Genomic DNA, 12,988 nt, shown 5'->3' on the forward strand with positions numbered 1-12,988 from the left:
ACAACCTCTGGAACATCCAGAGTACGACGTGCCACTGACAAGGCCGAAGGCTTTTACCGAGCCGGTCGGCGCCGCCTCAGGCAGAGCGGCCGAAGCCGATCGTGGGGACCGCACGGCGCAGCGGCCCCGGCCTGGCAGGAGCCGGCAGCAGCCGCTCGAGGAAACCGTACCGGCGCAGGGCTGCCGGGTCCTGGTCCCGCAGGGCCCGGACGGACCCCCACCAGGCCGCGACCTCCGACCAGCCGGGAGCGGACAGCGACCCGCCGAACTCCTGCACCGACAGGGCCGCGGTCAGCCCGGCGAAGGCGAGCCGGTCGGCGAGCGGCCAGCCCGCCAGCGTGCCGGTGACGAATCCCGCCACGAACACGTCCCCGGCGCCCGTCGGGTCCAGCGCCTCGACCTGGATGGCGGGGACCTCCGCGCTCTCGCCGGTGGAGCCGTCCACGGCATAGGCGCCTTCCGCGCCGAGCGTGACGACGGCGAGCGGCACCCGCTCGGTCAGGGCCCTGGCGGCGGCGCGCGGGCAGTCGGTGCGGGTGTAGCGCATCGCCTCGGCCGCGTTCGGCAGGAAGGCCTCGCAGTGCTCCAGGTCGGCCAGGTCGTCCGGGTTCCAGCGTCCCGACTCGTCCCAGCCGACGTCGGCGAAGACCCGGGTGCCCTTGCGGGCGGCCTGGGCGATCCAGTCCGCCCGGATGCCCGGGGTGAGGGAGGCGACCGCGGCACGGGCGGGCGGCGGGCAGTCGGGGGCGGGTTCGGGCGGCGGGGCCTCGTGGCCGTGGGAGACCATGGTGCGCTCGCCCTCGTACGCCATGGAGACGGTGACCGGGGAGTGCCAGCCGGGGACGGTCCGGGACAGGGTCAGGTCGATGCCCTCGCCCTCCTCGAGGGCGTCCCAGCAGTACTCGCCGTAGTGGTCGTCCCCGAAGGCGGCGGCGAGGGACGTGCGCAGCCCGAGACGGGCCAGGGCGGTGGCCATGTTGGCGACGCCGCCGGGGCTGGACCCCATCCCGCGGGCCCATGACTCGGTGCCGCGCACAGGGGCGGAGTCGAGGCCGGTGAAGATGATGTCGAGGAAGACATTGCCGGTCAGATACACGTCGCAGTCGGGATCGCCCGGCGTCCGCAGTGCCGCGAGGGGGTCGAAGCACGCGGCCGCGGAGGCCGCGGGTCGGGCGGCCGCGAGGGGGCCGGGGCCGGCCGGCCGCGACAATTGCTTTCCGTTACGAGTCGTCACCGTGGGCACTCCCGTACATGGTGCAGTTTCAGCCAGTCTGCCCGACGCCACCGACACCGGGCCGGAAGACGGGCGCGGAGACGCGGCTGCGCGATCGGCGGCCGGGTCTTCCCCGAGGACGCCGGCCGGTCCCTCCGGCCGGTCGGCAAGGGCCTACAGGGCCACCGGACGCAGGATGCCGAGCAGCATCCGGACCAGTTCGTCGACGAGTTCGTCCAGCGTCGCGTCCACCCATCCGACCGCCCAGTCGTGGAGCAGTCCGTTGACGCTGCCGATGAAAGCCGCCGCGGCGACCCGGTAGTCACGCGGCTCGGCCTCCCCGCGCTCGACGGCGCGCGCCGCCTCGGCGCAGATAAAGTCCACCCAGCGGGCCCGGCGCGCCAGCCGCTGCCGCTCCATCTGCGGACTGACCCCGACGATCTCGAGGAAAGTGATCCGGATACGCCGCGGATCGCCCGTCACGTTCGCCGCGTAGGCGCGGAAGACCTCCGTCGCCCGCTCCGCCACCGGCAGTTCCACGGCCCGGGCGAGGGCCGCGAGCGCCGCCTCCTCGGCCCAGTCGTTGACCTGGAGGTGCAGGGCGGCGAGCACGTCCTCGAGGGTGCGGAACTCCTCGTAGAACTGCCGGGTCGAGAGCCCGGCCGCCTCGCTCAGCGCCGCGACGGTGGTCGCGCGGTAGCCCGGCGCGTCACCGAACAGCTCGAGGCCCGCGTCGAGGAACCGCCGGCGGCGGTCCGCCCGGCGCTCCTCGGCCGACCTGCCTCCGTATCGGCCGGTCGCCGGCCGGACCCTGCCTGCCACGGGCACCTCCCTCGTCGTTCGCGGACTCATTTTGGTGTTCGGCGTGTCCGAAGTCTTGTGAAGCCCCGCATTGCTCGTTACTTTCCAGTAGCTCAATCTGAACGGTTCCGTTTTCAGACTGCGCCCGGACCACTGGGGCCGCCTCCGTGGAAGGAACGACGATGTCTCTGTCCAGCACCAGGCGGGCCGTCGGCGCGGCCGTCGCCGCCCTGGCTCTGACCGCCACCGCTTCGGTGACCGCGAACGCCGCGGCCCCCGCGGCCCCGGACGCGGGGGCCCTTCGGGAGGCGATGTTCGTCGGCAACAACTGGGACGGCACCGCCGATGTCATCGAGGCCCGCGGCGACTTCGCGAGGATCGGCCGGATCGACGTCATCCCCGACAAGAACGAGCGGCTGAGGGAGATCTACCTCAACCCGGTGAAACTGGCCTTCTTCCTCGGCATCCGCCAGGGCCCCGGCGAAGGCCACGACCAGTTCGTCGACGACATGTACGCGACCCCCGACGGGTCCGCCATGGTCGTCTCCCGCCCCAGCTTCGCCGACGTCGTCTCGATCGACCTCGCCACCGGGAAGATCAACTGGCGTTTCCCCGTCTCCGGTTTCCGCTCCGACCACATGGCCGTCTCCCCCGACGGCAAGCGCGTCGCCGTCTCCGCCTCCACGTCGAACACCGTGCACGTCCTCGACATCGAGACCGGCGAACAGGCCGGTTCGTTCACGACCGGCGACAAGCCGCACGAGAACGTCTTCACCGACGACGGCCGCTACCTGTGGAACATGTCCATCGGCGAGGTGAACACCGCGCTCGACGCGCCCTGGCTCGACTGGACCAAGGGAGACCGCCGTATCACCGTCGTCGACACGCGGACCTTTCAGCAGGTGAAGGTCATCGACATGCGCGAACGGCTCGACGCCTTCGGCCGCAAGGACCTCTCCGACTCCATCCGGCCCGTCGCCTTCACCCCTGACGAGTCCAAGCTCTACTTCCAGGTGTCGTTCTTCAACGGGTTCGTCGAGTACGACGTCGCGACGGACAGCATCACGCGGGTGAAGACGCTCCCGAAGAACCCGGCGACCAGCGAGGACCGCACCACCTGGGTCAACGACTCCCGTCATCACGGCATGTCCATGAACCCGAGGGGCGACAAGCTCTGCGTCGCCGGCACCATGGACGACTACGCCACCGTCGTCGACCGGGACACCCTGCAGGAGGGCCCGCTGGTGCCCGCCGCCAAGCCCTACTGGGCCACCGTCAGCGGCGACGGCAAATCCTGCGTCATCTCCGAGAGCGGCGCCGACGCGGTCACCGCGATCGACTTCGCCACCGGCAGGAAGGTCGCCACCGTCGCCGTCGGCGACCACCCGCAGCGGGTGCGCATCGCGCACGTACCGGCCGGCTGGACCGGCCCCGCGGGGGACTGAGCCGCCGGGCAGGCCGGACGCGCGCGCCGCGCCGGGCCCGGCCTGCCCTGCTCTGCTGCTCTGCCCTGCGCTGCGCCTAGCCGGCGTGCTCGAACTCGTACGCCTCCACCTCGGCCAGATACCGGGCGCGGCGCTCCTCGTCGTCGTCCAGGAACGACGCCAGGAACGAGTTGCGGGCCAGCTCCCGCAGCTGCTCGTCCTCCAGACCCAGCGCCTCGTGCACGGCGTGGAAGGTGTCGCCGACGTAGCCGCCGAAGTACGCCGGGTCGTCGGAGTTGACCGTGCACATCAGGCCGGCCTCCATCATCCGCGCCAGCGGATGGTCCTCCAGCACGTCGACGGCGCGCAGGCGTACGTTCGACAGCGGACAGAGCGTCAGCGGGATCCGCTCGCCCGCCAGCCGTGTCACCAGCTCCGCGTCCTCCATGCAGCGCAGCCCGTGGTCGATCCGCTCGACGCCGAGAACGTCCAGGGCCTCCCGGATGTACGCCGGTGGTCCCTCCTCGCCCGCGTGCGCGACCCTGCGCAGACCGAGCGCCGCGGCCGCCTCGTACACCGCGCGGAACTTCGACGGCGGGTGGCCGGTCTCCGCGGAGTCGAGGCCCACGCCGGTGATCCGGTGCAGATACGGCTTCGCCGCCTCCAGGGTCGCGAGCGCCGACTCGGCCGGCTCGTCCCGAAGAAAGCACATGATCAGGCGGGTGGAGACGCCGTGGCGCTCCTCGGCCCGGTCGAGGGAGCGCGCCAGACCCTCCACGACCGTGCCGATAGGGACGCCGCGAGCGGTGTGCGCCTGCGGGTCGAAGAAGATCTCCGCGTGCCGCACGCCCTGCGCGGCGGCACGCTCCAGGTAGGCATCGGCCAGATCCGCGAAGTCCTCCTCGGTGCGCAACACCGCCATCAGCCCGTAGTAGAGGTCGAGGAAGGACTGCAGATCCTTGAACAGATAGGCGTGGCGCAGCGCTTCGGCGTCCGCGAAGGGCAGCTCGACGCCGTTGCGCGCCGCGAGCGCGAAGGCGAGTTCGGGTTCCAGGGTTCCTTCGATGTGAAGGTGGAGTTCGGCCTTGGGGAGGGGCATGATCACATCCTAGGCGGTGCCACCTCGGGACCACGGGGCACGGGCGCGGGGGCGCGCGCAGCCGGCCCGGAGCGGGGAGCTCAGGCCCGCTTCGGCACGGGGACGCGCCAGAGGTCCCTGGCGACGGTCACCTCGCCGTCGAAGCCGGCGGCCGCCCTGGCCTGCCGCTCGAACTCGGCGGCGGCGTCCGTGTACCGCTGCGAGAAGTGCGTCAATACCAGGTGGCGGACGCCCGCCTCCTGCGCCACCCGACCCGCCTGGCCAGCCGTCAGGTGGCCATGGTCGGCGGCGAGTTGTTCGTCCTCGTCGAGGAACGTCGACTCGATCACGAGCATGTCGCAGCCCTCCGCGAGCGCCTGCACGCCGTCGCAGAGCCGGGTGTCCATCACGAACGCGAACCGCTGCCCCCGGCGGACCTCGCTCACCTCGTCGAGGGTGACCCCGTCGAGCACACCCTCACGCTGGATCCGGCCCACGTCCGGGCCCTTGATGCCGTGCGCCGCCAGCCTCTCCGGCAGCATCCGGCGGCCGTCCGGCTCGACGAGCCGGTAGCCGTAGGACTCGACGGGGTGCGACAGCTTGTGCGCGTGCAGGGTGTAGCCCGCCGTGCTCGCGACGACTCCGTCGGCCGAGACCGGGGCCTCTTTGAGCTTCACCGTCTCGCGGTACGCCGTCGCGTACCGCAGCCGGTCGAAGAACCGCTGCCCGCTCTTCGGGTAGTGCGCGGACACCGGGTGCGGGACCTGGTCCAGATTGATCCGCTGGATCACCCCGGCGACGCCGAGGGAATGGTCGCCGTGGAAGTGCGTGACGCAGATCCGGTTGATGTCGTGCGCCGACACACCGGCGCGCAGCATCTGGCGCTGTGTGCCCTCCCCCGGGTCGAAGAGCAGCCCCTCACCGTCCCAGCGCAGCAGGTAGCCGTTGTGGTTGCGGTGCCGGGTCGGGACCTGGCTGGCCGTGCCCAGCACCACGAGTTCACGTACGGACAAGGTGTGTCGCTTCCGTCTACCCGGGCGGCCACTCGAGGCCGCGGCCTGCGAGCACGTGCGCGTGGGCGTGGAAGACGGTCTGGCCGGCGCCGGAACCGGTGTTGAAGACGACGCGGTAGCCGCTCTCCTCCGCCTTCTCGTCGGCGGCGACCTGTCCTGCCTCACGCAGCACGTCCGCGGCGAGCTGCGGAGCTCCCGCGGCGAGCGCGGCGGCGTCCGCGTAGTGCGCCTTGGGGATCACGAGGACGTGGGTCGGGGCCTGGGGGTTTATGTCACGGAAGGCGACGGTGGTCTCCGTCTCACGCACGACCGTGGCGGGCACCTCCCCGGCGACGATCTTGCAGAACAGACAGTCCGCCTGCGGTTCTCCGGCCATGCCGCGGTCCCTCCTGACGCTCCGACGACTTGCAGGAGCATCGTATCGGCCGGTGCCGGGCCCGTGGTTGGCGCCGTGACCGGAGGCCGGCAGGGCATGCCAGCGGCAGCTGGGAGCGGGCCGTTCTGCTGCACCCGGGCCCCGGCTGTACGTGCCTGCGGGCCGGGGGCGCCCCACGGCACGGGGCCAGGAGACCCGGGGCCCCGGCTTCCGGGCGAGCGGGGGGCTCCCACGGCACCGGGCCAGAAGCCCAGGCCCTGGTTCCGGGGCGGCTGCTCCCCACGGCCACCGGGTCGTGAGGAGCGGCCCCGGGCTACGGGAGCGACGGCGGTTGCTTCGGCGGGATCTCCGCGAGGGAGGACAGGGCCAGGCGGATCGCCTCGTCCAGTTGCGGGTCACGCCCCGCCGCCTGGTCCTGAGGCGTGGCGACGACCTCGACGTCCGGGTCGACGCCCCGGTTCTCCACGTCCCAGCCGTAACCCTCCAGCCAGAAGGCGTACTTCGGCTGGGTGACCAGCGTGCCGTCCACGAGGGAGTAGCGGCTGTCGATGCCGACGACGCCGCCCCAGGTGCGCGTGCCGACGACGGGCCCGATGCCGAGCGCCTTGATCGCCGCGTTGACGATGTCGCCGTCGGAGCCGGAGAACTCGTTGGCGACGGCGACGACCGGACCGCGTGGCGCGTCCAGCGGATAGCTGGACGGCTGCATGCCGCGCGGCAGGTCCCAGCCGACGATACGGCGGGCCAGCTTCTCGACGACGAGCTGCGACGTGTGACCGCCCCGGTTCTCCCGCACGTCCACGACCAGGCCGTCCTTCGCCACCTCGACCCGCAGGTCGCGGTGGATCTGGGCCCAGCCGGGCGCCTGCATGTCGGGAACGTGCAGATATCCGAGGCGGCCGCCGGACTTCTCGTGGACGTAGGCACGCCGGTCGGCGACCCACGCGTGGTAGCGCAGCGGCTCCTCGTCGGCCAGTGGGACGACGACGGCGTGCCGCGGGTCACCGCCGCCGGCCGGGGAGACGGTCAGTTCGACGGGCTTGCCCGCCGCACCGACGAGCAGCGGCCCCGGGCCCCTGACCGGGTCGACGGGCCGGCCGTCCACGGCGAGCAGGGTGTCGCCGGCGCGCAGGGCCACACCGGGTGCGGCGAGCGGGGAGTGCGCATGGGGGTCGGAAATCTCGGACGGCAGGATGCGGTCGATGCGCCAGGTGCCGTCGTCCGTACGGGAGATGTCCGCGCCCAGCAGGCCCTGCCGGGTGGACGCGTCGCCGTGGCCGCCGTGCGGCATGACGTACGCGTGCGAGGTGCCCAGCTCCCCTTGGACCTCCCACAGCAGGTCGACGAGGTCGTCGTGGGTCGCGACCCGGTCGAGGACGGGCCGGTATCGGTCGAGCACACCGTCCCAGTCGACCCCGCCGAGGTCGGGACGCCAGAAGTGGTCGCGCATGAGGCGCCCGGCCTCGTCGTACATCTGCCGCCATTCGGCGCCCGGTTCGACGGTGCGGCGCACCCGGGACAAGTCGACGGTGACGCTCGCGGCGTTGTCGTTGGCGTCGTCGTCGTGGGAGGCCTCGCGGTCGCTGGGGACGACCTTGAGCTTGTCGCCGGTGTACAGCAGGACCCGCTTGCCGTCGCCGCTGACGCGGAAGTAGGAGGCGTCGGAGGAGAGTTCCTCGACGCGCTGCTTGCCGGTGTCGTACCGCTCGAGGGTCGTCCTCGGCTCCGGGTCCTCGGGCGTGGCGCGGGTGGCGCCGAGGACGCCGCGCAGCGGGTGGCGCAGCCACAGCAGCCCGTCCTTGGCGGCGCGCAGCGTGGAGTAGCTGGCGGCCTCCACGGGGAACGGCACTATGCGGTCGGCGAGTCCGTCGAGGTCGATACGGGTGACGGGCTCCGCGCTCTCGTCCTGGTCCAAAGAGCCGTCCTTGTCCGACTCGAAGGGCCGGCCGTGCCGCTGAGGCCCGAACGGCGACGGGGTGGTCGCCGCCAGTGTGATCAGGTGCGGCCGGCATCCGCCGACGAAGGCCAGGTCGAAGACGTGGGCGTCGTAGACCGGGTCGAAGGCGCGCTCGGAGAGGAACGCGAGGTGCTTGCCGTCGAGGGTGAAGGCAGGCTGGAAGTCGGCGAAGCGCAGCGGCGTCGCCTCGGAGACGGTCAGGTCACCCGTGTTGGCAAGTTTGATCTGCCGCAGTGGGCTGGGGCCGGGGTGCGACCAGGCGATCCAGGCCGAGTCGGGCGAGAAGACCAGGCCGTCGGCGTCGCCGTGTTCGCTGCGGTCGACCTCGCGCACCTCGCCGGTCTCGCGCTCGACGAGCAGCACCCGGCCGTCGTGCGAGGCGACGGCGGCTCGGCTCCCGTCGGGAGCGACGGCCAGGCTCAGTACGCGGCCGAGCCGACCGGCGGCGAGCCTGCGCGGCGTGGCGCCGGCGGCGGTACCGGTGGCGGGCGCGAACTCGAGCGCGTCGTCGCCCTCCGCGTCGGTCACCCAGACGACGTACTGCTCGCCGTCGACGCGGAACGTGCGCGGCATCCGGGCCCGTACACCGGGCTCGACGGCCAGCGAACGAGCCGGCCCCTCGCGGTGGGTGACCCAGTGGATGCCGCCGCGGATCTCGACGGCGCTGCCGCGCCCGGTGTGGTCGGGGGCGGCGCCGCCGAGGTGGTCGGCGGCATCGACGGGCCGTGGCTGGAGATCGGTGCGCTGTCCGCCGAGCCGGAGATCCAGACGACGCGGTTCGGCACCGTCCAGGTCGTCGAGGAGCCACAGTTCACCGGCGCTCGCATAGGCGACGCGGGTGCCGTCGGTCGCGGCGTGGCGGGCGTAGAAGCCGTCGAGGCCGGTGTGGCGGCGCAGGTCGGAGCCGTCGGGCAGCGACGAGTACAGGGCGCCGACGCCCTCGTGGTCGGAGAGGAAGGCGATGCGGCCCCCCACCCAGAGCGGGTACTCGATATTCCCGTCGATGTCCTCGTGGAGGCGTACGAACTCCCCGTCGTCGTCGCGGTCGAGCCACAACTTGCCCGCCGTGCCGCCGCGGTAGCGCTTCCAGGCAGCCGCCTCGCGCCCCATGGTGGCCGACAGCAGCAGCGTGCGCGGACCGTACGCGACACCGCCGACCGGCCCGTAGGGGAGCCGGGTGGCCAGGCCGCCGTCGAGCGGCACCGCGTGCGCCCAGCTGCGGCGCAGGGACGCCTGGCCGTGGGTGGTGAGCGCCAGCACGCGGCCGTCCGGTGTCCAGCCCCGTACGGAGGTCCGGTAGCTCCCCCAGTGGGTGAGCCGCTCCGACGGGCCGCCGTCGACGGGGGCGACATGCACCTCGGGCAGACCGTCGCGGTACGAGGTCCAGGCGATACGGGTGCCGTCGGGCGAGATCCTCGGATGGTTCACGGGCATGTTGTCTGCGCTCACGCGCCACGCCCGGCCGCCGTCGAGCGGCGCGACCCAGACGTCGTCCTCGGCGGTGAAGGCGATCAGCTCACCGTGCAGATGCGGATACCGGAGGTAGGCAGGGTGCGTCACACCGTCACCCTAGGCAGGTGGCAGCCCCAGGGGCAGGGTTTTCGATCACTTGGCCGGAACAGAGGTCACGGTTTCCGTCACGGTCACGGTGACCGTGGGCCGCGGCGGCCCGGGAACGGCGGGAGTGCCGCCCGGCGCGGAGGTGCTGCTCGGGGCCGTGGTGCAGTCCCCGAGCATCGTCGCCCGGAACACGATCTTCTTCTCGACCCGGGCGGTCAGATCTCCGTGGACACACCTGCCCGAACGCTCCTCCGTCACCGTGCCGTTGACGGTGATGTCCTGACCGGAACGGGTCTCCCCCCGGCAGTCCACGGTGGCCCGGCCCGGCGGAGACGGGGACGGGGGCGGTTCCGGGGACGGGGACGCGGCACCGCTCGCGGTCGCCGTCCCCCGGTCGGCCTGCGCGGTGCAGCTGAGCCAGGCCACGTCGAACGTCAGACGCTCGAGGGTGCTGGTCGCGGTCCGGTCCGTGGTGACGGCCACGGCGGCGGAGTTCAGCCCGCCGGCGGTCGGTTCGCAGGCGGCCAGGGCGCCGACTGCCGCTGCTGCTGCGGCGGTTGCGGCAATGACGCGCCGCGCTCTTGTCCGGGGGTTCCGGGGGTTCCGGGGGTTCCGGGCGGGCATGACGCCAGAGTGCCATCGTGGGTACGCGCGGAAAAGAGTGGTTGCGGCCATGTGAGGCCCCGTACGGTCGTGCCATGACCAGGAAGCCCCACCGAGTGCGCCGCCTGGTGGTCGACGCGGAGACCGCCTGGGTCTGGTCCGTACGGCACAGGCACACCCGTGGGCCGGAGGGCGTCGGCGACTGCCGTACGACGCTGTCCTTCCGGCGCGAGGGCACGCAGCGGCGGCTGGCGATCGTCTTCCGGCAGGGGCCGGGGCGCGTCGTCTCCGGCGGCTGGTGGCAGTCCGGCACCGTGGCCGCCGGCGACGCATGGCTGAATCTGCACGAACCGGGCGCGGCGAGGCGGCTGTTGGACACGGCGGCGGCCGCCGGGCTGCTGCCGTCCCGGGCGGGGACCACGGAGGTCGACGGATGGCCGCTGCTCGACGCGGCGGCCGCCAAAGGCCCGGGCGGCACGGGACGCTGAAGCCTCCCGTGGCGCCTGTGTCAGGACCAGCGGCCGGTGCGGCCCAGCAGGAGGGCTGTCGCCGCCGTACCGGCCGTGGAGGTGCGCAGGACGGTGCGGCCCAGCCGGTACGGTTTCGCGCCCGCCTGTGCGAACAGCGCCAGCTCCTCCGGGGACACGCCGCCCTCGGGGCCGACGACCAGCACGATCGAGCCCGTAGTGGGGAGTTCCGCCGTCGCCAGCGGTTCCGCGCCCTCCTCGTGGAGCACGGCCGCGAAGTCCGCCGCCGCCAGAAGTGCCGCGATCTGCTTGGTGGTTGCGCCTTCCGCGACCTCGGGGAAGCGCAGCCGGCGTGACTGTTTGCCGGCCTCACGGGCCGTCGCCCGCCACTTCGCCAGCGACTTGGCCCCGCGCTCGCCCCTCCACTGGGTGATGCAGCGCGCCGCGGCCCACGGCACGACCGCGTCCACGCCGGTCTCCGTCATGGTCTCCACGGCCAGTTCACCGCGGTCACCCTTCGGGAGGGCCTGCACGACCGTGATACGGGGCGCCGGCTCCGGCTCCTCGGGGCACTCGCGCACCTCGACGACCAGGCGGTCCTTGCCCTCGGTGGAGACGACGGAGCCGGCGGCCCCGCGTCCGTGGCCGTCCGTGAGGACGATCTCCTCACCCGGCGCCAGCCTGCGCACGGAGACCGCGTGCCGGCCCTCGGGTCCGTCGAGGGTGACGGACGCGCCCGGCGCGACCCCTTCGAGCGACTCGACGAGAAAGACAGGAGCGGTCATCACATACCACCTCCGTGCGCGAACGCGGCGCGTGCCGTGTCCGTCTCCGCTGCGAGCACCCCCACCAGCTGGGCGGCGGGCATCTCGCGCGCCAGCCGGTGCCCCTGGCCGGCCCACAGCGCCATGCCCTGCGCGTCACCGGCCTTCGCCGCGGCCTTGCGCAGACCGCTCGTCAGGTGGTGCACATCGGGGTAGGCGGCGGGCGCGTACGGCCCGTGCTCCCTCATGAACCGGTTGACCAGGCCCCGCGCGGGCCGCCCGGAGAACGCCCGGGTCAACTCGGTGCGGACGAACAGCGGGTTGGTCATCGCCTGCTTGTGCAGCGCGTGCGCGCCCGACTCCGGGCACACCAGGAAGGCCGTACCGAGCTGCGCGGCGCTCGCGCCCGCCGCCAGGACGGCGGCGATCTGACCGCCGCGCATCAGGCCGCCGGTGGCGATGAGGGGCAACTCCACGGTCTCCTTCACCAGTTGGAGAAGCGTCAGCAGCCCGTAGCCGGAGCCGTCGGACGCGGGGTCGTCGCGATGGGTGCCCTGGTGGCCGCCCGCCTCGACGCCCTGCACGCACACGGCGTCGGCCCCCGCCCACTGGGCCGCCTGCGCCTCCTCCGGGGTGGTGACGGTCACGATCGTGTACGTGCCAGCCCTGGAGAAGGACTCCAGCACATTGCGCGTGGGGCAGCCGAAGGTGAACGAGACCACGGGGACCGGGTCGTCGAGCAGTATCGCGAGCTTCGCCTCGTAGCCGTCGTCCCGCCCGCTGTCCGGGTCGCCGAGCGGCGTCTCGTACCAGGCGGACTCACCGGCCAGCTGATGCCGGTAGACGCCCACGGCGGCGGGGTCGGCGGTGCCGGGCTGCGGCATGAACAGGTTGACGCCGAAGGGGCGGGCGGTGAGCCCCCGGACCTGCTGGACCTCCTGGTACATCCCGTCCGCCGTCTTGTACCCGGCGGCCAGGAACCCCAGCCCGCCGGTCTCGGACACGGCCGCCGCGAGCTGCGGACAGGAAGCGCCGCCGGCCATGGGGGCCTGCACGATTGGGTGACGGCAGAGATCGGTCAGCGCGGAGGACATGCAGGCATCGTGCCACGTCCCCGCGACGCTGCCGAATCCCCCGTTCCGCCCCGCGCACGGGCCGCTGCGCGGGGCCGTTCCTCCTTCCCGCCCCTTCCCGGAACCGGGTGCTCCGCCCCCGGACCCCCGCGCCTCAAACTCTCCCTACGGCCCGGCGGCCGCGGGAGGTACCCCCAGCGGGGCTGGAACTTGCCCGTCTCGTCGGGGCTCCGCCCCGAACCCCGCGCCTCAAACTCTCCCTACGGCCTGGCGCCGTGGGAGATGCTCCCAGCGGGCTGGGTGTGCCCGGCGGGCCGGTTCGCCGCGCAGCGGCACATCCAGCCCGGCTTGGGGGGCACTCCCCTACGGCCTGGCGGCGTGGGGGAGACACCCCACCCACGGCCGCCAGGCCGTAGGGAGAGACTGAGGCCACCGCGCGAAGCGCGGTACCGGGTCCCGGGGCGGAGCCCCGAACGGGGTCCCGAGGGGCGGGCCTGGGGTCCGGGGCGCGGCAGGGGTCCCGGGGCGCAGGCCCGAACGGGGTCCCGAGGGGCGGGCCCGGGTTCCGGAGGCGCAGCCCCGAACGGGGTCCGGGGGCGGAGCCCCCGGTTTCGGGAAGGGGAACACGCCCGCCGCAGGCGCCACGCACCCCCACACGG

At 73.1% G+C, this 12,988-nt stretch carries 11 protein-coding genes; 2 read left to right on the forward strand and 9 right to left on the reverse strand.

Going from position 1 to position 12,988, the window contains the following annotated elements:
- Window positions 1-76: 76 nt before the first annotated feature.
- Both OGH68_RS11520 and OGH68_RS11525 read right to left on the reverse strand, forming a co-directional pair.
- Window positions 77-1,126, reverse strand: a complete 1,050-nt coding sequence (locus OGH68_RS11520; protein WP_264250021.1) for a carbohydrate kinase family protein — start codon at window positions 1,124-1,126, stop codon at window positions 77-79.
- A gap of 261 nt (window positions 1,127-1,387) precedes the next feature.
- The gene (locus tag OGH68_RS11525) at window positions 1,388-2,035 is read right to left on the reverse strand and encodes a TetR/AcrR family transcriptional regulator (RefSeq protein ID WP_264243290.1); all 648 of its coding nucleotides are present in this window, start codon (window positions 2,033-2,035) and stop codon (window positions 1,388-1,390) included.
- A gap of 161 nt (window positions 2,036-2,196) precedes the next feature.
- Between OGH68_RS11525 and OGH68_RS11530 the strand changes: the two genes are divergently transcribed.
- On the forward strand, window positions 2,197-3,459 hold the full coding sequence (locus OGH68_RS11530) for a YncE family protein (protein WP_264243291.1): 1,263 nt from the start codon (window positions 2,197-2,199) through the stop codon (window positions 3,457-3,459).
- A gap of 76 nt (window positions 3,460-3,535) precedes the next feature.
- Here the strand turns inward: OGH68_RS11530 and OGH68_RS11535 are convergent, their stop codons facing one another.
- The 5 genes from OGH68_RS11535 to OGH68_RS11555 all read right to left on the reverse strand — a co-directional run bounded on the left by OGH68_RS11535 (window position 3,536) and on the right by OGH68_RS11555 (window position 9,905).
- Entirely contained in the window at window positions 3,536-4,537 is a 1,002-nt protein-coding gene (locus OGH68_RS11535; RefSeq protein WP_264243292.1) for an adenosine deaminase, read from the reverse strand.
- 80 nt (window positions 4,538-4,617) lie between these two features.
- Window positions 4,618-5,529 (reverse strand): ribonuclease Z, encoded by a 912-nt coding sequence (locus OGH68_RS11540; protein ID WP_264243293.1) that lies wholly within the window; start codon window positions 5,527-5,529, stop codon window positions 4,618-4,620.
- Between the two features lie 16 nt (window positions 5,530-5,545).
- On the reverse strand, window positions 5,546-5,905 hold the full coding sequence (locus tag OGH68_RS11545) for a histidine triad nucleotide-binding protein (RefSeq protein WP_264243295.1): 360 nt from the start codon (window positions 5,903-5,905) through the stop codon (window positions 5,546-5,548).
- Window positions 5,906-6,218: 313 nt separating this feature from the next.
- A complete protein-coding gene (locus tag OGH68_RS11550; RefSeq protein WP_264243297.1) occupies window positions 6,219-9,422 on the reverse strand; it encodes a S41 family peptidase in 3,204 nt (1,067 codons plus the stop codon).
- A 45-nt stretch (window positions 9,423-9,467) separates the two neighbouring features.
- Complete coding sequence (locus OGH68_RS11555; RefSeq protein ID WP_319020197.1) at window positions 9,468-9,905, reverse strand: hypothetical protein; 438 nt, start codon at window positions 9,903-9,905, stop codon at window positions 9,468-9,470.
- 215 nt (window positions 9,906-10,120) lie between these two features.
- Here OGH68_RS11555 and OGH68_RS11560 point away from each other — a divergent pair, with 215 nt between their 5' ends.
- Complete coding sequence (locus OGH68_RS11560; RefSeq protein ID WP_264243300.1) at window positions 10,121-10,513, forward strand: hypothetical protein; 393 nt, start codon at window positions 10,121-10,123, stop codon at window positions 10,511-10,513.
- Between the two features lie 20 nt (window positions 10,514-10,533).
- Here the strand turns inward: OGH68_RS11560 and OGH68_RS11565 are convergent, their stop codons facing one another.
- On the reverse strand, window positions 10,534-11,277 hold the full coding sequence (locus OGH68_RS11565; RefSeq protein ID WP_264243301.1) for a 16S rRNA (uracil(1498)-N(3))-methyltransferase: 744 nt from the start codon (window positions 11,275-11,277) through the stop codon (window positions 10,534-10,536).
- Window positions 11,277-12,350: a nitronate monooxygenase gene (locus OGH68_RS11570; RefSeq protein WP_264243302.1), complete on the reverse strand. Its 1,074-nt coding sequence runs from the start codon at window positions 12,348-12,350 to the stop codon at window positions 11,277-11,279. The genes OGH68_RS11565 and OGH68_RS11570 overlap by 1 nt, the downstream gene beginning before the upstream one ends.
- Window positions 12,351-12,988 lie beyond the last annotated feature (638 nt).

It is taken from the genome of Streptomyces peucetius, assembly GCF_025854275.1.
GTDB lineage: Bacteria > Actinomycetota > Actinomycetes > Streptomycetales > Streptomycetaceae > Streptomyces > Streptomyces peucetius_A.